General features: G+C 35.2%; 18 protein-coding genes. 10 read left to right on the top strand and 8 right to left on the bottom strand.

The features are described 5' to 3' along the window. Nucleotides 1–165: 165 nt before the first annotated feature. Genes nth through msrB (ACIQ0M_RS07205) form a run of 3 tightly spaced genes read right to left on the bottom strand, consistent with a single transcriptional unit; the run spans nt 166 to nt 1,673 of the window. On the bottom strand, nt 166–810 hold the full coding sequence (gene nth, locus ACIQ0M_RS07215; protein WP_396151183.1) for an endonuclease III domain-containing protein: 645 nt from the start codon (nt 808–810) through the stop codon (nt 166–168). A gap of 3 nt (nt 811–813) precedes the next feature. Continuing rightward, entirely contained in the window at nt 814–1,203 is a 390-nt protein-coding gene (msrB, locus tag ACIQ0M_RS07210; RefSeq protein WP_396151181.1) for a peptide-methionine (R)-S-oxide reductase MsrB, read from the bottom strand. Next, nucleotides 1,200–1,673, bottom strand: coding sequence for a peptide-methionine (R)-S-oxide reductase MsrB (msrB, locus tag ACIQ0M_RS07205; RefSeq protein ID WP_396151180.1), 474 nt, complete (start codon nt 1,671–1,673; stop codon nt 1,200–1,202). The genes msrB (ACIQ0M_RS07210) and msrB (ACIQ0M_RS07205) overlap by 4 nt, the downstream gene beginning before the upstream one ends. A gap of 73 nt (nt 1,674–1,746) precedes the next feature. Between msrB (ACIQ0M_RS07205) and ACIQ0M_RS07200 the strand changes: the two genes are divergently transcribed. Beyond that, nucleotides 1,747–1,890: a hypothetical protein gene (locus ACIQ0M_RS07200; protein WP_396151179.1), complete on the top strand. Its 144-nt coding sequence runs from the start codon at nt 1,747–1,749 to the stop codon at nt 1,888–1,890. A 34-nt stretch (nt 1,891–1,924) separates the two neighbouring features. On the opposite strand, the gene ACIQ0M_RS07195 is transcribed toward ACIQ0M_RS07200, so the two are convergent. Next, nucleotides 1,925–2,788 carry an alpha/beta fold hydrolase gene (locus ACIQ0M_RS07195; protein ID WP_396151178.1) on the bottom strand — a complete coding sequence of 288 codons (864 nt, stop codon included), beginning with the start codon at nt 2,786–2,788 and terminating at the stop codon, nt 1,925–1,927. Between the two features lie 74 nt (nt 2,789–2,862). On the opposite strand from ACIQ0M_RS07195, the gene ACIQ0M_RS07190 reads away from it, so the two are divergent. From ACIQ0M_RS07190 to ACIQ0M_RS07160, 7 genes are all read left to right on the top strand, one after another. Further along, nucleotides 2,863–4,797 (top strand): alpha-1,4-glucan--maltose-1-phosphate maltosyltransferase, encoded by a 1,935-nt coding sequence (locus tag ACIQ0M_RS07190; protein ID WP_396151177.1) that lies wholly within the window; start codon nt 2,863–2,865, stop codon nt 4,795–4,797. After that, a complete protein-coding gene (locus ACIQ0M_RS07185; RefSeq protein ID WP_396151176.1) occupies nt 4,797–6,419 on the top strand; it encodes a trehalose synthase in 1,623 nt (540 codons plus the stop codon). The genes ACIQ0M_RS07190 and ACIQ0M_RS07185 overlap by 1 nt, the downstream gene beginning before the upstream one ends. Before the next feature lie 7 nt (nt 6,420–6,426). Then, nucleotides 6,427–7,302 (top strand): hypothetical protein, encoded by an 876-nt coding sequence (locus ACIQ0M_RS07180; protein WP_396151175.1) that lies wholly within the window; start codon nt 6,427–6,429, stop codon nt 7,300–7,302. Between the two features lie 10 nt (nt 7,303–7,312). Beyond that, nucleotides 7,313–9,226 carry a 1,4-alpha-glucan branching protein GlgB gene (glgB, locus tag ACIQ0M_RS07175; protein ID WP_396151174.1) on the top strand — a complete coding sequence of 638 codons (1,914 nt, stop codon included), beginning with the start codon at nt 7,313–7,315 and terminating at the stop codon, nt 9,224–9,226. A 186-nt stretch (nt 9,227–9,412) separates the two neighbouring features. Continuing rightward, complete coding sequence (locus tag ACIQ0M_RS07170; protein WP_396151173.1) at nt 9,413–11,812, top strand: glycoside hydrolase family 31 protein; 2,400 nt, start codon at nt 9,413–9,415, stop codon at nt 11,810–11,812. Nucleotides 11,813–11,853: 41 nt separating this feature from the next. After that, a complete protein-coding gene (locus ACIQ0M_RS07165; protein ID WP_396151172.1) occupies nt 11,854–12,672 on the top strand; it encodes a M48 family metallopeptidase in 819 nt (272 codons plus the stop codon). A 63-nt stretch (nt 12,673–12,735) separates the two neighbouring features. Further along, on the top strand, nt 12,736–14,040 hold the full coding sequence (locus ACIQ0M_RS07160; protein WP_396151170.1) for an MFS transporter: 1,305 nt from the start codon (nt 12,736–12,738) through the stop codon (nt 14,038–14,040). 171 nt (nt 14,041–14,211) lie between these two features. Here ACIQ0M_RS07160 and ACIQ0M_RS07155 read toward each other — a convergent pair whose 3' ends face one another. Genes ACIQ0M_RS07155 through ACIQ0M_RS07140 form a run of 4 tightly spaced genes read right to left on the bottom strand, consistent with a single transcriptional unit; the run spans nt 14,212 to nt 17,103 of the window. Beyond that, complete coding sequence (locus ACIQ0M_RS07155; protein WP_396151169.1) at nt 14,212–14,934, bottom strand: head GIN domain-containing protein; 723 nt, start codon at nt 14,932–14,934, stop codon at nt 14,212–14,214. A 23-nt stretch (nt 14,935–14,957) separates the two neighbouring features. Continuing rightward, nucleotides 14,958–16,013 carry a hypothetical protein gene (locus tag ACIQ0M_RS07150; RefSeq protein WP_396151167.1) on the bottom strand — a complete coding sequence of 352 codons (1,056 nt, stop codon included), beginning with the start codon at nt 16,011–16,013 and terminating at the stop codon, nt 14,958–14,960. After that, complete coding sequence (locus tag ACIQ0M_RS07145) at nt 15,997–16,548, bottom strand: anti-sigma factor (RefSeq protein ID WP_396151165.1); 552 nt, start codon at nt 16,546–16,548, stop codon at nt 15,997–15,999. The genes ACIQ0M_RS07150 and ACIQ0M_RS07145 overlap by 17 nt, the downstream gene beginning before the upstream one ends. 6 nt (nt 16,549–16,554) lie before the next feature. After that, entirely contained in the window at nt 16,555–17,103 is a 549-nt protein-coding gene (locus ACIQ0M_RS07140) for an RNA polymerase sigma factor (RefSeq protein WP_396151164.1), read from the bottom strand. Nucleotides 17,104–17,235: 132 nt separating this feature from the next. Between ACIQ0M_RS07140 and ACIQ0M_RS07135 the strand changes: the two genes are divergently transcribed. Both ACIQ0M_RS07135 and lon read left to right on the top strand, forming a co-directional pair. Then, nucleotides 17,236–18,000, top strand: a complete 765-nt coding sequence (locus ACIQ0M_RS07135) for a hypothetical protein (RefSeq protein ID WP_396151163.1) — start codon at nt 17,236–17,238, stop codon at nt 17,998–18,000. Nucleotides 18,001–18,197: 197 nt separating this feature from the next. Then, on the top strand, nt 18,198–20,648 hold the full coding sequence (gene lon / locus ACIQ0M_RS07130; RefSeq protein ID WP_396151162.1) for an endopeptidase La: 2,451 nt from the start codon (nt 18,198–18,200) through the stop codon (nt 20,646–20,648). Nucleotides 20,649–20,663: the final 15 nt, after the last annotated feature.

Here is a 20,663-nt window from a genome sequence, read left to right as displayed (position 1 = left end):
AAGCCCGCCTGCGCAGATGGTACTGCATTTTGTGGGAGAGTATGTCGCCGCCTTCTTTTGAAAACCCTTCATCAATCGATGAAGGGTTTTTTGTTTTATCTGAACTTGATTCAGATTCTTTTGTTTTGCCTCAAAGTTAAGAAGGCACGAAGATTTGGCAAAAAATTAAATAGATTTGAATGGATACTGACAATCTTTCATGATAGTGCATTGATTACATTTTGGATTGGTTGGGCGACAGATTTCTCTTCCAAGAAATGAAATTGCCATTCCGATTTCGTTCCAGATTTCAAGAGGAAGGATTTTCATGAGTTGTTTTTCGATTTTGATGCCATCTTTACTGTTGTCAGTTAGGCCAATTCTTGGAGCAACTCGGATGACATGTAAATCCGCTACGATTCCTTCTGCATTTTGGTTAGTTTCGCGAAGAATTACATTGGCCGATTTTCTACCGATGCCTTTCAGAGCAATTAGATTTTCAAGATTTTTTGGTATATTTTTATCTTCTTTGACGGTTTTAGCGATTTCAATAAGCCAATTAGCTTTTGTTCCAAAATTTCTCACTTTACTAATGAAAGGAAACAACGATTCTACATTTGAAGCGGCTAATACTTCCATATTCGGAAAGTTTTTGAATAATTCAGGTGCAATTTTGTTGATATTGGCATCTGAATCTTGAGCAGAAAGCACAACCATGACCAGTAATTGATAAGGATTTTGGTAGTCCAATGGATGTTTTTTTCCTTTGTATTGGTTAATTAAAGGAGTTAGTTTTTCTTTCCAATTAGGTGTTTCTTCAAAAAGATTCATAGTTTACTCTTTAAAATCTATCGATAGCGAATTCACACAGTAACGTATTCCGGTTTCAGTTGGGCCATCATCGAAGACATGACCAAGATGACCGCCGCAGGTTGAACAAAGAATTTCGGTACGAATCATTCCGAGGGAAGTGTCTTTGATGTATTCAACTTTTCCTGGAATGGATTGATCGAAAGATGGCCAACCACAATGTGCGTTAAATTTTGTTGAACTTTCAAATAGAGCTTCTCCGCAACCGGCACAACAATAAGTACCTTTTTCAAAATGAAGGTTATATTGTCCGGTGTGTGGGAATTCTGTTCCTTTTTTGCGAAGAATTTTATATTTTTCTAATCCTAATTGAGATTTCCATTCTTCTTCTGTTTTTTGGACTTTGTAACTCATTTGGTTTTAGGTTTAAATTTAACAGAAACGGAATTGGTACAAAAACGTTTTCCGGTTGTTTCTTTTGGACCGTCGTTAAAAACGTGACCGAGGTGACCGCCACAGTTAGCACACATGACTTCAACTCGAGACATGCCAAAACTATAGTCATTTTCATAGATTACAGAACCTTTAATGGCTTGATCAAAAGAAGGCCAACCGCAGTCGGAATCGAATTTGGTTTCAGAGGTAAATAATGGATTTTCACAGGCTGCACAAACGTATTGTCCCTCTTCAAAATGATTCCAATATTCACCGGTGAAAGCACGTTCTGTTCCTTTTTTACGCAATACTTCGTATTGTTCGGGGGTGAGTTCGGCTTTCCAATCGGCTTCGGATTTTACAACTTTAAATGGTTTTTTAGTTTCCTTTTTTTGGCCTTGACAGGCGGTTAAAGTAAAAATTGACAGGATTAACATTAATTTTTTCATAGTTTTTTATTTTTTGCCACGGATTACACAGATTAGCACAGATTTATTAAATTTACTTTGAATAATCAAAACTTTGAATAACTATTTGACTATTCACTCTTTGTTAGCACTTATTTCTAGCCCGGATAGTAGCGGAAACCCCGCAGGACTGAAAGCTAATTTTTCTTCGCTTTTTGGGGCGACCAACGGAAGCCACGAAAAAGTGGTAGAAAAATAGCTTGAAGGCCGAGGAGTTGCAGCGAATAGCCGGATTAGCTCCTGATAAATGAAATTATTTCTTCGATTACTTTTTCGTTTCCAAGTATTTTTCGATGTCCTAATTTTTTGGTTATCATTAGTTTACTGTTTTTTAGATGACTGTGAATACTGTGTGCACATTTTACATTTACATCTGAATCGTCTTCGTCATGAATGATTAAAACCGGTGTTTCAAAATTTTTTGCTACCACTGAAGTGGAATAATTGTTCATGGATTCGCCGAATTTCTGTTCAAAATGTTCACGCATTCGATTGCCGATTTCGGGTTTGAGCTGTAATTTTTCAATAAAATCGGTTATAATATCCTGAATCAAATCGCCGCTTCCTATAATTACGGCTTTTTTGACATTCAGGTTTTGTTTAATAGCATTGATAATGGACATGCCACCTAACGAATGACCGATGGCATATTCAAAAGGTCCGAATTGTTTGTCTAGTTCATGAATACTCGCAATAAATTCGGTCATAATCGACGAATTGCCTTTGCTTTTTCCGTGTGCCGGAGCATCGAAACTGATGATTGAATAGCCATTTTCGATGAGATGATCGGCAATTTTGACTAATTGTGTGCCACGACCTGACCAACCATGAACCAATAAAATTTTTTTTGAACTGTTCCCGTATTGGTATGTTTTGATGGTTTTATTGATAGACGGAATCAAAACATCGTTTTGAACACTTTGTTTGTCCATTTGAAATTCGCGTTTCGGAATCTTATATTTTATGGGAGTTGTAAAAAGTTTTGCTGCAAAACGAGTAGCCAATTTTGGTGAAATTGCTTGTAAAAATTTAGCGGTTAATAGAATTGGTTTCGGAATCTGCAAGGATTGATTGTCAGATTTGGTTTTTTTTGACATTTCAATAAATTTTATGGCAAGGTATGATTTAAAATTATTTTTTATAAATTTAGAGTTCATAAAAATTACTTAAAATGCAAAATCAGACGCGTATCATTATTGAAAGTGTGAAGCCTCAGTTAGATGGAGGTTCTTTTTATATTAAACGTATTGTAAATCAAAAAGTTATTGTATCAGCTCACGTTTTTGCCGACGGTCACGATGTAGTCGAATGTTGTGTGAAATTTAAGCATGAAAAGGATAAAAAGTGGAGTGAAGTACGCATGATTCCTACTGAAAATGACGAATGGGAAGCCGAATTTACGGTTGAAAAGCAAGGTTATTATTCCTATTTTATTGAAGGTTGGGTAGATTATGCGTTAAATTGGCAGCATGGAACGGAACGAAAGATAAATGATAATCAGCATGTAAAATCGGAGTTGTTGGAAGGTGCAGAGTACTGCCAAGCGATTTTGAAAGAGGTAACAAAAGAGGAAAAAGCATATTTGAATTCCGCCATTAAAGCGTTTCAAGATGCCAAATTATATGATTCAGCGATAGCCATTGCGTTATCGGATGAATTGCATCAGATTTTTAAAAAATATCCGACTAGAACGTTGGCGAATTCTTCTGCGGAATTGAAGGTGTATGTAGATAGAAAAAAAGCGTTGTTTAGCACTTGGTATGAATTTTTTCCACGTTCGGCTTCGGAAACACCCGGAAAACACGGAACGTTTAAGGATTGTGAGCGATTATTGCCACGTGTAGGCGAAATGGGTTTTGATACGTTGTATTTTCCGCCGATTCATCCGATTGGAGAAGTAAATCGCAAAGGAAAAAACAATGCTACAACGGCTGAAAAAGGAGATGTCGGTTCGCCTTGGGGAATTGGTTCCAAACATGGCGGACATAAATCAACGCATCCGGAATTGGGAACAATTGATGATTTTAAATCATTGGTTAAAAAAGCCCAATCGATGGGAATTGAAGTAGCGATGGATTATGCATTGCAAGCCGCTCCCGATCATCCGTATGTGAAAGATTTTCCGCAATGGTTTAAATGGCGACCGGACGGAACGGTTCAATATGCTGAAAATCCACCAAAAAAATACCAAGATATTCAACCGATTTATTTTGAAAGCGGCGATTGGAAAAATTTGTGGAAAGAGTTGTTAGACGTTGCTTTATTTTGGGTTGAGGAATGTGGAATTCGTGTTTTCCGTGTCGATAATCCGCACACGAAACCCTTTTATTTTTGGGGATGGTTGATTGGCGAGATTAAGAAAAAACATCCGGATGTGTTGTTTTTGTCGGAAGCTTTTACGCGTCCGAAAATCATGAATGAATTGGCAAAACAAGGTTTTACTCAATCGTATACTTATTTTACATGGCGAAATACAAAAGCGGAATTGATTGAATACGTAACCGAATTAACCCAAACGGAACAAAAAGAGTTTTTCCGTCCGAATTTCTGGCCCAATACTCCGGATATTTTGCCTTTTGCATTGCAAACCGGAAATGAATCGGTTTATTTACAGAAATACTTTTTAGCCGCAACATTGAGTTCAAGTGTTGGAATTTATGGTCCGGCTTATGAATATTTGGTTCATCAACCAATGGCAAAAGGTAAAGAAGAATATTTGAATTCTGAGAAATACGAAGTATATCATTGGGATTGGGAAGCGAAAAATAAGTTGACAACGTTAATTACACGTATCAATCATATCAGAAAACAACTGGAGTCGTTACAACAGACGAATAACATTGTTTTTTGTAAAACGGATAACGAACAATTGATTGCGTATTATAAATTTAATGATGCTAAAACCGATCATACGTTGATGGTTTGTAGTTTGAATGCACAAAATCCATTGCAAGCCGTTGTTCGTTTGCCTTTGGAAGAAATTGGTAATCAACCGGTTAAAGTAACCGATTTAATTACCGGAAACAGTTATGTTTGGGACAGAGAATGGAATTTCGTGGAATTACATCCTGCTTTACCTTTTCATTTATTTAAAATTGAACGCTAATGAATACCACTAACCAAGATACTTTTACGAGTACATTTGAATTTAAAACCGAGTGGGCCACTTGCTTTGAAGACGATGATTTTATCAAGGTTTTTTCATCGGATATTTTAGAAAATTATATCATCAACAAAAGGTGGTATGGCGGAAAAGCGAGTACGTTAAAGTACATCGAGGTGGTGGATCAGTTTAAGATAACTTCAAAGAAAAATACCTATTATGGCGTTTTGTTGGAAGTAAATTTCAAAGAAGCTTTTTACCAACATTATTTTATGCCTTTGGCTTTTATGGCTAAAGAAGAATTAGATACAAGCACTGTTATTGCTCCTGTTGTGATGGGAAAACAAACCGGTTATTTAGTTGATGCTTTACATCAAGAAGATTTCCGTAAATTGTTGTTTGATAATATTGTAAAGTCAAAAGAAACACCCGGATTGAAATTGGTTTTTCACAAAGGTTCATCCATTGAAAAAGAAGAATATCAATCTTCTCGTTTTATGGGATTGGAGCAAAGTAACACATCAATCATTTACAACGATTCGTTTGTGTTGAAGATTTTCAGAAGAATTTATGTCAGCACAAATCCCGATTATGAAATCAGTCGTTTTTTAACGGAACGAATGCATTTTGAAAATACACCACGCTATACCGGAAGTATTAATTTGGCTTTGGCCGAAGGAAATATTACGCTCGGTTTGATGCAAGAATTGGTTTCCAATCAAGGTGATGCGTGGAAATTTATGCTCGAACAAATTGACGGTGTTTTTGATAATTTGAAACGCAAAAAAATCAAAATCGATAAATTGCCCGATATAGTGATGTTTAAGCGGTTGCGAATTAATGAAATTCCGCCCGAAATTATTGATTGGGTAGGGTTGAGTCTGTTTTTGCGTATTCAAACATTGGCTTTGCGAACGGCAGAAATGCATATTGCTTTGGGAAGCGATATTCATGAAACCGCATTTACACCTACCACTTACAATGGCGATTATACCGTTTGGTTGAAAAACCGAATGTTGTATCAATTTCAAAACCGATTGAATATCATTGAAAACAGTTTGCATAAATTGGACGGATTGGCGTTGGAATTGGCTCATCAATTTATGGAAAATAAAAAGTTAGTCCGAAAACATTTTGTCGATTTCGATTGGACGAAGATGAAATCAGAGCGAATTCGCATTCACGGCGATTATCATTTGGGACAAGTCTTAGTGAATGGCGATGATTTTTATATTTTAGATTTTGAAGGTGAACCGGAAAGCACCATCCGTGACCGAAAAGTAAAACAACCACCGTTGAAAGATGTAGCCGGAATGTTTCGTTCGTTTCATTATGCTATTTATGCGACGATTTTTAACAACAAAGAAAAATATCCGTTTGAACAAGAAGAGTTGTTTAAAGCCGGAGAAATTTTGTATAAATATTTTGTGGGAATCTTTTTGGAAACCTACATTGAAAAAGCTCAATCCGGCAATTTAAACATAGGTTATAACCACGAAATCGACTTCTTGTTGAGGTATTGTTTATTGGAAAAAGCAGTTTACGAGTTGGGTTACGAATTGAATTCAAGACCGAGATGGGCGGTGATTCCGTTGAGGGGGATTCAGAGTATTATGAATTATTAAAGAAAATATGGAAGAAAAAATAAAAGACATTTTTAATAACATTAAAGAACGACTTTCAAATCCATTTTTGTTTTCTTTTTTAATTGCATTCTTGGTTTGTAATTGGGAGATTACTCTATCAATATTTTACAACGATTATAATCAAATTAAAGCTGAGGGCTGTAAATCAATTTTTGAATTTGTTAGAAATAGATGGGATAATAATGGAAAATTATTAATTCCAATTGTTGTTGCTTTAGGTTATACTTTTGTTTTTCCAATATTCAGAAATCTTGTGAATGCTTTTCAAACTTGGATTATTAAATGGGGTGAAGAATGGAATTTAAAAATTTCTAAAAACAGTAAAATTGGAATTGATAAGTACTTAACTTTAAGAGATAATTATATTGAAAAAACAAAAAGTTTAGAAGAAATTATAGAGAGCGAAAGTAAATTTTTAATTGAATTAGATGCTAAAAATAAAGAAGTTGATAAATTAAAAAATGAAAATTCATTAATTCAACAGAGAATTAATGAAGCAAATACTTTCTTATCTACATATAAAAACACCCAAATTATTAGAGGGAATTGGAATTTTACAAAGTTTGATAATGATAATAAAGTTGTAGAAAGTTATAAATACCAAATTAATGAAGATAAAATCTTAATAATAAACAATAAATCTAGTTATTTTCAATTTGAAATACTACATTTTTATTATTTACCATTTGAAAAAAAGATTCAGTTTATTAAGAAAGTTCGTAATTTTAATGAATTAAAAATTAAAGAAAAAGATGAATATTTCGTTTGCGATTTAACATATTCAAATTCACAAAAACTTACTGGTACCGAAAATGGTTTTAAAGTAGAATATGTCAAAATTAAAAATGAAACCCAATTCTAAAAAAATAAATATGAACCAAGTACAACCACATTCCTTATTCACCGATTTTGACATCGCCTTATTCAAAGCCGGAAAACATTTTAGATTATACGAAAAATTAGGAGCTCATCTCACGGAGGTCAACGGCGTAAAAGGCGTTTATTTTGCCGTTTGGGCACCGTCGGCACGATCGGTTTCCGTGGTGGGCGATTTTAATTATTGGATTCAGGGCGAACATCCATTGAATGTGCGTTGGGATGCTTCCGGCATTTGGGAAGGGTTTATTCCCGGAGTGGATAAAGGAACGAAATACAAATATAAAATTCAGTCCAATAACAACGGAATTATCACTGAAAAAGCCGATCCGTTTGCGTTATATTGCCAAAAACCACCGGAAACGGCGTCAGTTATTTGGGATTTGGAATACAAATGGAAAGACAAAAAATGGATGGATTCCCGAAAGGATAAAAATGGGTTAGACAAACCGTATTCCGTGTATGAAGTGCATTTGGGTTCGTGGAAACGCAATTTAGAGCAAGATCGTTCGCTCACTTATTTAGAATTGGCGGAAGATTTGGTGAATTATGTCAAAGAAACCGGTTTCACACACGTGGAATTTATGCCGATTATGGAATATCCGTATGATCCTTCTTGGGGTTATCAGTTGATTGGTTATTTTGCTCCAACTTCCCGATTTGGAAAACCGCAGGATTTTATGTTTTTGGTGGATAAATTACACCAAGCCGGAATTGGCGTGATTTTAGACTGGGTTCCGTCGCATTTTCCCGACGATGCTCACGGTTTAGGATTTTTTGATGGTTCTAATTTGTATGAACATCCCGATAGAAGAAAAGGCTATCATCCCGATTGGAAAAGTTTGGTTTTTAATTACGGTAGAAATGAAGTGCGTTCGTTTTTGATTTCCAATGCCTTGTTTTGGCTCGACCATTACCATGCAGATGGGTTGCGAGTGGATGCCGTAGCTTCAATGTTGTATTTGGATTATTCCAGAAAAGACGGAGAGTGGGAGCCGAATATTTTTGGCGGAAGAGAAAATTTAGACACGATTAGTTTCTTAAAAGATTTTAATGAAGCGGTTTATTCTAATTATGAAGGAGTTCAGACGATTGCCGAAGAAAGCACATCGTTTCCGATGGTTTCCAGACCAACTTCAGTAGGCGGATTAGGCTTTGGAATGAAATGGATGATGGGATGGATGCACGACACGTTGCAGTATTTCAAACGCGAATCGATTTACCGAAAATACCATCAAAACGATTTGACATTTTCGATGACGTATGCGTTTTCTGAAAACTTTATGCTTCCGCTTTCGCACGATGAAGTAGTGTATGGTAAAAAATCCATTTTAGGACGAATGACAGGCGACGAATGGCAGCAATTTGCCAATTTACGTTTGCTTTACGGCTATATGTTCACGCATCCGGGAACGAATTTATTGTTCATGGGTGCTGAATTTGGTCAACGTTCCGAGTGGAAATTTGACGGAAGTTTAGACTGGCATTTGCTCAATTATGGCTTTCACGACGGCATCAAAAAATGTATTTCAGATTTGAATGAATTATATAAAACAAATCCGGCTTTGTCCGAAAAGCAATTTAGTCCCGAAGGATTTGAGTGGATTAACTATTCCGACCATCAAAATGCGGTGTTGAGTTACATTCGTAAAGGAAATGATGACAAAGATAATTTGATTGTAGTTTGCAATTTCACGCCGGTTGTGAGAGAGAATTATCGCATCGGATTGCCTTCCAAAGGAAAATTGACAGAAATTTTCAATTCTGATAAAGTGGAATATGGTGGAAGCGGTGTAACCAACAAAAAAGCCATCAAAATAGAAAAAGAACCTTGGAACGGAAGAGATTTTTCGGCAGAGTTGACATTGCCACCTTTGGGAGTTTCGGTTTTTAAGGTTTCTTTGAAGTAGAATATTTTTAATTATTTTGAATCATTAAACCTGACAGGTTTTTAAAACCTGTCAGGTTTAAATCCCTCTTAGCTAGAGGGATTTTCATTTTATCCATAACCGCAAACGTTTGAGTTAATAAAACCTAAAATTAAAAACAAATAAATAGGTTCAACTTTGTAAATTTGAACATTATAACCCAAAAGTATGATTACAAATACCGAACTAGAATACAAAGGTGATCAATTTCCTTCTAAGATAATTTCCTTTAACCAAGATGTTGATAACGTCTTTTTTTATACCGAAAATAATGTGGTTTTAAAGATTACGATTCTTCGCGATAGTATGATTCGTTTTCGTTATACGACCAAAGGTTATTTTAACAAAGATTTCTCGTATGCTATAGATAAAGGTCAATCGCATGGCTACAATGAATTGAATGTTGAAGAACAGAAATCTTTTTTTACCATTACCACCAGTAAAATTGTTTGTAAAATCAATAAAGAAAATGCAAAAGTTTCGATTTTTGATTTAGAAGGTTTTCAAATTTTGGATGATGAAATTGGTTTCCATTGGGAAGAAAGTTATGAATTCGGTGGAAACATCGTAAAAATGAGCAAGAAAGCCAATGATGGCGAATGTTATTATGGGATGGGCGATAAAGCCACCCATTTAAACTTAAAAGGAAAACGACTTGAAAATTGGGCTACCGACCAATATGCTTTTCATCGCGATCAAGAGCCGTTGTATAAAGTTGTACCCTTTTATATTGGATTACATCACAACAAAGCTTACGGAATCTTTTTTGATAATACGTTCCGAACGTTTTTTGATTTTTGTCATGAACGCAGAAATGTAACTAGTTTTTGGGCCGAAGGAGGGGAGATGAATTATTATTTCATTTATGGCCCGAAAATGAAAGATGTGGTCACAAATTATACTCATCTTACCGGAAAACCGGAGCTTCCGCCGATGTGGACGCTAGGTTATCATCAATGTAAATGGAGTTATTATCCGGAAAGTAAAGTCAAAGAAATTACTTCAACCTTTCGGAAATTACAAATTCCGTGTGATGCGATTTATTTGGATATTGATTATATGGAGGGCTTTCGTTGTTTTACGTGGAGCAAAGAATATTTTCCGGAACCCAAACGAATGGTAGCAGAATTAGCCAAAGACGGATTTAAAACCGTGGTAATCATTGATCCCGGGATTAAAATTGATAAAGAATATTGGGTTTATCAAGAAGCGTTAGAAAAAGATTATTTCTGCAAACGAGCCGACGGACCGTACATGAAAGGAAAAGTTTGGCCGGGTGAATGTAATTTTCCTGATTATACCAATCCTGAAGTTCGCGAATGGTGGGCCGGTTTATTCAAAGAATTGATTTCGGATATTGGCGTAAAAGGAGTGTGGAACGATATGAACGAGCCAGCCGTTATGGATGTTCCCGGAAAAACTTTCCCGATGGATGTGCGTCACGATTACGATGGAAATCCGTGTAGCCATCGAAAAGCTCATAATATTTACGGAACGCAAATGGCCAGAGCAACCTATGAAGGTGTGAAACGATTTGCTTATCCCAAACGACCTTTTATTATAACACGTTCGGCTTATTCAGGTGCTCAGCGTTATACTTCCTCTTGGACGGGTGACAACGTAGCTTCTTGGGAACATTTATGGATTGCCAATATTCAAATGCAACGCATGTCGATAAGCGGAATGGGTTTTACCGGTTCAGATATTGGTGGTTTCGCTGAACAACCTTCAGGCGAATTGTATGCTCGTTGGATACAATTAGGCGTATTTCATCCGTTTTGTAGAACACATTCCTCAGGAGATCATGGCGAACAAGAACCATGGTCATTTGGGGAGGAAGTAGTTAATATAACCCGAAAATTTGTGAATCTTCGCTACCAATTACTTCCTTATTTGTACACCATGTTTTGGAAATATGTGAACGAGGGAGAACCGATGTTAAAACCATTAGTGTACTATGATCAAGAGGATATACAAACCTTGTATCGAACAGATGAATTTATATTTGGAAATCATATTTTAGTTTGTCCGATTTTAGAGCCCAATGCTTTAGGTCGCCGAATGTATTTACCCAAAGGAAAATGGTATAATTATTGGACGAATGAATTGGTGGAAGGAAAAAGAGAATTATGGGTAGCAACCAATTATGATCAAATTCCAATTTTTATCAAAGAAGGAGCGATTATTCCAAAATATCCTGTTCAACAATACGTGGGTGAAAAAGAGTTTGAAGAAATAACTTTAGATGTTTACTATACTACCGGTAAAGAAAAAACTGTTTTATATGAAGATGCTCAAGATGGCTATGATTATAACAAAGGACGATTTTCATTACGGACATTTAATTTAACGGGGAAAGAAAAAGAGTTAATCATTCAATTGCATAAAGAAGGGGAGTTTATTACAAACTACAAACAATTCAAAATCAATTTAATAGGTTTGCCGTTTAAAGTTTCTTCAATTGAATTGGATAACGAGAAGATTTCTTTAGCATCAGTTAATTTTGATGGAAATAATAGTTTAACGGTTGATAAATTCTTTACAGAATTACACATTGTTGGCAAATAGATTACTAATTTTGTAAAATTATTAGCCTAATTAAATATAAAATGAAAAGAATTTTTGCCTTTTTTACGTTTAGTGCTTTGGTGCTAGCGATGGGATGTGCTACGAATCCCTTAACCGGAAAAAGTACGTTAGCTTTGGTGAACAACAGTTCAATTTTTCCTTCCGCATTTCAACAGTATGACACTTTTTTGAAAGAGAATAAAGTGGTTACCGGAACAACAGAGGCCAAAAGAGTTGAAGCTGTTGGTATTAAAATTAAGCAAGCTGCAGAAAAATGGCTTGCGGCAATTGGTCACTCCGATTATCTGAAAGATTATCAATGGGAATACAAATTGGTGGAGGACAACGCGGTGAATGCATGGTGCATGCCCGGAGGAAAAATAGTAGTTTATACTGGAATTTTACCTGTTACAAAAGATGAAGCCGGTTTAGCAACAGTAATGGGGCACGAAGTAGCTCATGCACTTTTAAATCACGGGCAGCAACGCATGAGTGCCGGAATATTGCAACAAGCCGGAGCAGTTGGAGTTGGTTTGGCAGTTAGTGAAAAAAATCAACAAACCCAAGCTATTGCGATGACCGCTTATGGAGCAGGTTCGCAAATGTTTGGAATGCTCCCTTTTAGCCGAAGTCACGAAAGTGAAGCCGATAAAATTGGTTTAATTTTGATGGCCATTGCAGGTTATAATCCGGAAGCATCCGTTCCTTTTTGGGAGAGAATGGGAGCGGCGTCAGGTGGTCAAGCTCCTGCAGAATTTATGAGTACTCACCCTTCGCACGACACAAGGGTTTCTAATCTAAAAAAATGGATTCCCGAGGCGAAAGCGGAAGCTGCAAAGTACGGTGTCGTTTTCAAATAAAAAATAGTATCTTCGAAGCTGTTCTGAAAAGAGCAGCTTTTTTTATGACCAAAAATTTCAATTATGGCAACACTAACAAAAGGAAGTAAGAAATTAACCAACGCTTGGGCATTTTATGACTGGGCTAATTCGGTTTATCCATTAGTTATTTCATCTTCTATTTTTCCGTTGTATTATGGCTTTTTATTTCCGAAAGAAAATCCGAATATCCTTTTTTTAGGGTATGAGTTTAAAAGTACGGCACTCATTAGTTTTGTCACAGCGTTTGCATTTTTATGTGTTGCTTTTATTTCTCCCATTTTATCAGGAATTGCAGATTTTGCAGGAAATAAGAAACGATTTATGCAGTTTTTTTGCTATTTAGGAGCCTTGTCGTGTATTGGAATGTATTGGTTTACAGAAGAGAATATCTATTTTGGAATAGTCTGTTTCTTTTTCGGATTGATTGGTTTTTGGGGGAGTCTAGTGTTTTATAATTCGTATTTACCTGATATTGCTCATAAAGAACAACAAGACAGTTTGAGTGCAAAAGGCTATTCGATGGGATATATCGGAAGTGTCATTTTATTGGTCATTAACTTGATAATGATATTAGGAAAAGAGGGAGAAGAAGCTTTACAAGCGATGCGAATGGCATTTGCGATGACCGGAGTTTGGTGGATTCTCTTCGCTCAATATGCTTTTTGGCATCTTCCGAAAGGAAATAAAAATGCAGATAAAATTACTAAAGATGTTGTTTTAAACGGATTTCGAGAGTTAAAAAAAGTTCAAAGTCAGTTGTATCAAAACCTCAGACTTTACCGTTATTTAGTTGCTTTTTTCGTCTATAGTATGGCGGTTCAAACGGTAATGTTAGTGGCTACTTATTTTGGTGAACAAGAAATCAATTGGTCAACCGATAGTGAGAAAACAACAGGATTAATCATTAGCATTTTAGTAATCCAATTGGTTGCTGTTTTGGGTGCAACTTTAACATCCAAAGCTTCTGAAAAATTCGGAAACATCACAACTTTGATTGTGGTTAACGCCATTTGGGCTATCATTTGTGTGTTTGCTTATTTTGTAACCGAACCAATTCATTTTTATGTCACAGCCGGATTTGTGGGATTAGTAATGGGCGGAATTCAAGCTCTTTCTCGTTCAACGTATTCAAAATTTTTACCAAAAACGGATGATACGGCTTCGTATTTTAGTTTTTATGATGTAGCTGAAAAAATCGGAATTGTAATTGGAATGATTATTTACGGAACAATTGATCAAATCACCGGAAGCATGCGAAATGCCATTGTGTTTTTAATGGTTTTCTTTGTAGCTGGATTATTATTGTTGCTTAGAGTACCAAAAAATACTGCTTCCGAAGTAGAATAATTTCGGAAGCAGTGATTAATTTCATATAATTAGCATTATTGGTGAAGTATAACCACGAATTCACAAATTATATTTATGGTATAAATCAATTCATCTTTGATGAAAATTCGAATTAATTGAATAAAGAGATAAACAAATTCGGGAATTCGTGGCTACTTAAAAATGATAAATTTAAATCATCTTAATTTTCCCGGAACCGGCCACTTTCGTGTCGATTTTTTTTGGATTTCCTTTGTATTCAATATCCCCTGAACCGGCTACTCTGGCTTCAATAAATTCTGAGCAGTTTGTTGAAATATTTCCTGAACCAGAAACATTTACCTTGCTGTTTTGTGTTGTTAATTCAAAGGCTTCGATGTCACCCGAACCGGCAACACTGGCCTCTAAGTTTGCGGTTTTTCCACTCAATTTTATGTCACCGGAACCCGATAAACTAGCTTCAATAGTATCGGAATCAAGGGGTAGAGTGATATCACCGGAACCTGCTAAGGATACTTTAAAATTAGTAGATTTAATTGTAAAATCCGCTACAATATCGCCTGAACCGGCTAAGCTAACAGCCGAAATATCTTTTACAGGAACAATAATTTCTATTTTTTTTCCTTTGGACGGATTGAGACTATATCCTTTTTCAGTTTTTATTTTAAGATCAGAACCATCTGTTTCAATGATAACATATTCCAGAAGATTTTCTTCCCCTTTAAGGGTAATTTTACCTTCATTTCCCTCTATTAATGTAACATGAAAAGCTCCGGCAACACCGATGGCATCGTAGTCAGCTGTTGTGACGTTTTTAGAAATTACAGTACCGTTTCCTTTGATTTTTTCTTGTCCCCATTGTGCTGAAATGAGTGAGACAGTTAGTAAAGTTACTAATGTGATTACTTTTTTCATTTTGATGATTTTTGATTGATTAATTAATTAGATAAATTTAAGTTTACATTGCCATAATTTGATGAAATTGTCATTTTATTGGCTCCGCTTTTTTTGTAATAACCTTTGTATGATTTGGACGAATGTGTTTCTACTCTCGCAGTATATTCCAAAGGAGCTTCACTATTAAAATTGGCGTATTTAGTTGAAACGTCAAAGTCAAAATGATAATTGACACTGTGATTCACTTTAATATTAGTGTAACCCGCTGCAATGGATATATTACTGGCTTTTGCTGAAATGCCGTTCAATGAAAAATTGCTGTAATTGGTTGTTAACTTCAAATTGTTTTCAATTTCATCAATTTTAATGGTGAGGTAATTTCCACTTCCTTCAACATTATTTACTTTTCCCATGGCAATTTTTCCGTAATTACTGTCGTATTTTAAATTATTGCCATTCAATACAGTCACATCGGTGTAGCTCGTATTTAAATCTAAATTGGAAAAGGAACCGATAGTTAATCCGGAGTATTTTGCATTGATTACGGCATTTTTCAAACTTTCGATGGTTGACTTTGTACAGTAATCAATTTTAATAGTATTGGAAGAATTATTCAATTTTCCCAACGAAATTTTCCCGTATTTACAGAGGATGTCACTGCTTCCATTTAAATCATGTGTAACAATGTTACCATACTGGTTTTCAATTTTCACGTTTCCGTTTTTCGGAATTTTCACTGTATAATTCACTTCCATACTGGTTCTTCTGCCGGAGCTGCTTACACTTCCAAATATAGTTTTAGCTGAATAAAGACTTTTTGTTCCACCAAATTCAATTGAAATGGAAGCTAATTTTTTATCCACCCAACTTTCACTATCACCACTCACTGTGATGACCACATCAATTTCAATTTTATCTTCGTCCCAAGTAGTTACAAATACATTTCCGTATTTGTTGTCAATATCAACAGTAGCATCTGAATTAACGATAACTGTTTTTTTAGCGTTTTTTTGTTTGGTGTATTTTCCGTTATGTTCGGTGGCAAATCCGGAAAGAGCTACAAAACAAATTAGTATAAAACTATATAGATTTTTCATTTTCTATGTTTTTTTGATGAGTAATGATTTCAATTTTTTTGATGACTTCTTCCAAGAATGAAATTCGCGTTTGAAAATTTAATATCATGGCATGAAGCAATTGTTTGGTGTCGCCGTTTTTTTGTAATTCGTTGATGATTTTTTGATAATCTTGTTCAAATACGTTCATTTGTGTGAGAGCATCGGTGATAATTTGTTCCGTTTCCGGCGTTTGTTTTGATTTTAAATCGGTCAACTCTTTTTCAACTACAGAAGCAAAGTAATCGTGGGTTTCTTTGGTCTGTGCCGATGCATTCTGCCATTGATTAGTTGGCGTATTGTCATTTTTAAGTTGATAAAAACTGATAATTCCGGCAATCAATAGGAGCGAAGCAGCCAACGATAGCGGCATCAAATTTTTCTTTTTGGTTTGAACCGGTTCTGCGTTAAGTTTCTTCAAAAACCGTTCGGAATGACCTAACCGTGGTGTTTCGGTATCCCACTGATTTTCAAATTGACTAAACAATGTTTCAATTGAATCTTTTTTCTCTTTCATAGTCTTTTATTTTAATGCTAATTGCATTCGTAAACTTTCTTTTGCTCTGCTTAAAGTTGTTCTACAGTTGGCATAACTGATGTTAATGATTTCACAAACTTCCTCTAAATCATAGCCTTCAATTAAAACCAATGTCAAAATCATCCGATAACTTTCTTTCAGTTTTTGCATGGCATTTAGAACTTCTTGAACTTTTACATTTGTGTAATCAATGTTATCATTTTCAACTTCATCTTCAATTTTATAAGCTTTAGCTTCAAAATCATCATGATTGAAAAAGCTATTTTTTTTATAAAAATCAATGCTGTAATTAATCACAATTCGTTTTAGCCAAGCTCCAAAAGCGACCTCACCTTTGAATGTTTCGAGTTTATGAAACGCTTTCAAAAAAGCTTCTTGCATCACATCTTCGGCAAAATGTTCATCTTTCACAATGCGAAGAGCCACGTTATACATCGCTTTGCAATAGCGATTATACACTTCTAATTGTGCTTTTTGGTTATTTTGCTTGCAGAGCGAAATCAGTTGCTCAATATTTTCGTTAGCTAAACTCAATCTTCTGACTTTGATTTGATATAATGACAGACAGTTTTTTGAAATGTTACAGTTTTGTAAAAATAATTTATTAAAACCTATCTATTCCTACTAAACAATTTTTATATTTGAAAAATTTAATTTTCTTAACCTATGAAAAAGCAATCGTTTCTTGTTTATCTTTTCTTATTTTTTATAGCATTTTCATCTTCATGTTCTGATGAATTTGAGCCGGTTGATCCCGCTATACAGATTCCAAGCAATGGTGGTGGAAATAACGGTGGTGGAGGTAACAACGGCGGCGGTGGTAACAACGGTGGCGGTGTTTCAACTGGCGACTATTGGCCCATGACAATTAATAATCAGTGGATTTTTTCTCAATCGGGAGTTGATCAACCACCAATGAAAATTATTGGAACGGAACAATATAATGGGAAAACATATTACACCTATGACAATTTATTTGGTGTTTCTACGGCAGGTGATGAATTTGAAGGAATTATAGCTACTAGAAAGGAAAATGGTGTTTATTATTATTTAGTAGCTGTAAACATACCTTCTGTAGACGGATCTCCTGAAATTTCTGTTTCTCCATTAGAAATTATTGTTTTAAAAGATTTTTTAGAAGTCAATGAAACATGGACGCAAAATTTAACACAAACGACAACTATAACCGGTGTTCCGCCAATTACAACTGCGGTAAATATTACTGGAAAAGTCCTTGAAAGAGATGATACTCTTGAAGTTGGTTCAACAACTTTTGAAAATGTTATCAAAGTGGAAGTAATTCAAAATACCCAAGGTCAAGTGAACACAAATTACTATTGGTTCGCTAAAGATATTGGTGTAATTAAATATCAAAATATTATTCAAGGCACTAATACAACCAGTGAATTAGTATCTTATACAATAAATTAATCTATTTACAATAAATATTTAAAACCGTTTAATTTCTATTAGACGGTTTTTTTATGGCATGTATTTTGACTATTTAAAGTAAAGAAAATGCATTTCATCGTTTTTGTAAGTTTTTATAACTCATTATCAATAAGATGAATTATATTTGATATCTTTTATTAGAAAATTATTAATGACAAATTGACCCTATTTACTATATGTCAAACCACAATATCATAACTCTTGACAAAATGTCACTTCATGATTTCGATACCGAAGCCGATTTAATTCCGCTTCTTACACCCGAGGATGAAGAAGAAATGGCCAATGAAGAATTGCCCAATTCACTTGCTATATTGCCACTCAGAAATACCGTTTTATTTCCCGGTGTTGTAATTCCAATTACAGCGGGAAGAGATAAATCCATTAAACTGATAAATGATGCCAATGCTGCTGGAAAAGTAATTGGTGTAGTCGCACAAAAAGACGAAGATATCGAAGATCCTAAAAGAGAGGATATTCATCAAATAGGAACCGTAGCTCAAATTCTTCGGGTCTTAAAAATGCCTGATGGAAATGTTACTGTTATTTTACAGGGTAAAAAACGTTTTCAAATCAGTAAAATAATTTCTGAAGAGCCTTATATCAACGCCTTGATTAAAGAAGTTCCTGAAAAAAGACCGAGTGTAACAGACACAGAATTTGGAGCTATTATTGATTCTGTCAAGGAAATTGCAATAAAAATTATAAAGGAAAGTCCAAACATTCCAACAGAAGCTACTTTCGCTATCAAAAACATTGAGAGCCAATCTTTTTTAATCAATTTTGTTTCCTCTAATATGAATTTAGATGTAAAAGAGAAACAAGATTTGCTTTCGATGAATATTTTGAAAGAAAGAGCACTTTCAACTTTGCGGTACATGAACACCGAATTACAAAAGTTGGAATTAAAGAATGATATTCAATCAAAAGTTCGTGTTGATCTAGACCAGCAACAACGTGAATATTTTTTACATCAACAGATGAAAACTATTCAAGAAGAATTGGGTGGCGTTTCCTATGATCAGGAAATTGATGAAATGCGTGCAAAAGCGAAAGGTAAAAAATGGGACGAAAAAGTAGAAAAACACTTTGAAAAAGAAATTTCAAAACTGCAACGAACCAATCCGCAATCACCTGATTTTGGAATACTTCGCAACTATTTAGAACTTTTTCTTGAATTACCGTGGAATAATTTTTCTAAAGATATTTTCGATTTAAAAAGAGCTCAAAAAATATTAGATAAAGATCATTTTGGACTGGAAGATGTCAAAAAGCGAATCATCGAGCATTTAGCAGTTCTGAAATTGCGAAATGACATGAAATCGCCAATCATTTGTTTAACCGGTCCTCCTGGAGTTGGAAAAACATCCATTGGAAAATCTATTGCTAAAGCGTTAGGTAGAGAATATGTTCGTATGTCTTTAGGCGGTTTACGTGATGAAGCCGAAATTCGTGGACACAGAAAAACCTACATAGGAGCTATGCCGGGAAGAATTTTGCAAAGTTTAAAAAAAGCAGGAACTTCCAATCCGGTTTTTGTGTTAGATGAAATTGATAAACTGTCTGTTAGTCATTCCGGTGACCCTTCATCCGCTTTGTTGGAGGTGCTTGATCCTGAGCAAAACAAAGAATTCTACGACAATTTCCTTGAAATGGGATTTGATTTGTCGAAAGTCATGTTTATTGCCACATCCAACACTATGACAACTATTCAACCTGCTTTGAAAGATAGGATGGAAGTCATCAAAATGACAGGCTATACCATTGAAGAAAAAGTAGAAATTGCTCGTCAACATTTATTTCCAAAACAATTAAAAGAGCATGGTTTAACGTCTAAACATTTAACTATCGGAAAACGTCAATTAGAAAAAATAATTGAAGGATATACGAGAGAATCCGGTGTTAGAGCTTTAGAACAAAAAATTGCACAAGTGATTCGAAATGCAGCCAAATCAGTTGCAATGGAAGAGGAGTATAATGTAAAAGTAACAGATGAGGACATCATCAAAAGCTTAGGAGCACCACGTCTGGAAAGAGATAAATCAGAAGGAAATGAAGTGGCCGGTGTAGTGACAGGTTTGGCATGGACAAGCGTTGGTGGAGATATTTTATTTATTGAATCATTGATTTCCAAAGGAAAAGGAACGCTTACCTTAACCGGAAATTTAGGCACGGTAATGAAAGAATCGGCTACGATTGCTATGGAGTACATTAAATCGAATGCAGAATTACTAGGCGTTAATCAAGAAACTCTTCAAAATTATAATATCCATATTCACGTTCCGGAAGGAGCCACCCCAAAAGACGGACCGAGTGCAGGAATCGCCATGCTAACCTCGTTAGTGTCTGTTTTAACGCAAAAAAGAGTGAAAAAGAATTTGGCGATGACCGGTGAAATTACCTTGCGAGGAAAAGTACTTCCCGTGGGCGGAATCAAAGAAAAAATCTTGGCTGCTAAAAGAGCCAACATCAAAGAAATCATTTTATGTGCCGACAACAAGCACGATATTGATGAAATCAAAGCGGATTATTTAGATGGTTTAACCTTTCATTATGTGAGAGAAATGAGTGAAGTAATTGCACTCGCCATTACCAATCAGAAAGTCAAAAATGCTAAAACGCTTTAAATAATTAAGTAATTT

It is taken from the genome of Flavobacterium sp., assembly GCF_044339515.1.
Classification (GTDB): Bacteria; Bacteroidota; Bacteroidia; order Flavobacteriales; family Flavobacteriaceae; genus Flavobacterium.
This window is presented reverse-complemented; position numbering and strand designations above follow the sequence as displayed.

Coding starts and splice junctions, on each gene's coding strand:
- ACIQ0M_RS07135 (WP_396151163.1), top strand. CDS start 17,236: ATGAAAAAGCAATCGTTTCTTGTTTATCTTTTCTTATTTTTTATAGCA.
- ACIQ0M_RS07190 (WP_396151177.1), top strand. CDS start 2,863: ATGCAAAATCAGACGCGTATCATTATTGAAAGTGTGAAGCCTCAGTTA.
- ACIQ0M_RS07195 (WP_396151178.1), bottom strand. CDS start 2,788: ATGTCAAAAAAAACCAAATCTGACAATCAATCCTTGCAGATTCCGAAA.
- nth (WP_396151183.1), bottom strand. CDS start 810: ATGAATCTTTTTGAAGAAACACCTAATTGGAAAGAAAAACTAACTCCT.
- msrB (WP_396151180.1), bottom strand. CDS start 1,673: ATGAAAAAATTAATGTTAATCCTGTCAATTTTTACTTTAACCGCCTGT.
- ACIQ0M_RS07185 (WP_396151176.1), top strand. CDS start 4,797: ATGAATACCACTAACCAAGATACTTTTACGAGTACATTTGAATTTAAA.
- ACIQ0M_RS07160 (WP_396151170.1), top strand. CDS start 12,736: ATGGCAACACTAACAAAAGGAAGTAAGAAATTAACCAACGCTTGGGCA.
- ACIQ0M_RS07165 (WP_396151172.1), top strand. CDS start 11,854: ATGAAAAGAATTTTTGCCTTTTTTACGTTTAGTGCTTTGGTGCTAGCG.
- ACIQ0M_RS07170 (WP_396151173.1), top strand. CDS start 9,413: ATGATTACAAATACCGAACTAGAATACAAAGGTGATCAATTTCCTTCT.
- lon (WP_396151162.1), top strand. CDS start 18,198: ATGTCAAACCACAATATCATAACTCTTGACAAAATGTCACTTCATGAT.
- msrB (WP_396151181.1), bottom strand. CDS start 1,203: ATGAGTTACAAAGTCCAAAAAACAGAAGAAGAATGGAAATCTCAATTA.
- ACIQ0M_RS07150 (WP_396151167.1), bottom strand. CDS start 16,013: ATGAAAAATCTATATAGTTTTATACTAATTTGTTTTGTAGCTCTTTCC.
- ACIQ0M_RS07180 (WP_396151175.1), top strand. CDS start 6,427: ATGGAAGAAAAAATAAAAGACATTTTTAATAACATTAAAGAACGACTT.
- ACIQ0M_RS07145 (WP_396151165.1), bottom strand. CDS start 16,548: ATGAAAGAGAAAAAAGATTCAATTGAAACATTGTTTAGTCAATTTGAA.
- glgB (WP_396151174.1), top strand. CDS start 7,313: ATGAACCAAGTACAACCACATTCCTTATTCACCGATTTTGACATCGCC.
- ACIQ0M_RS07155 (WP_396151169.1), bottom strand. CDS start 14,934: ATGAAAAAAGTAATCACATTAGTAACTTTACTAACTGTCTCACTCATT.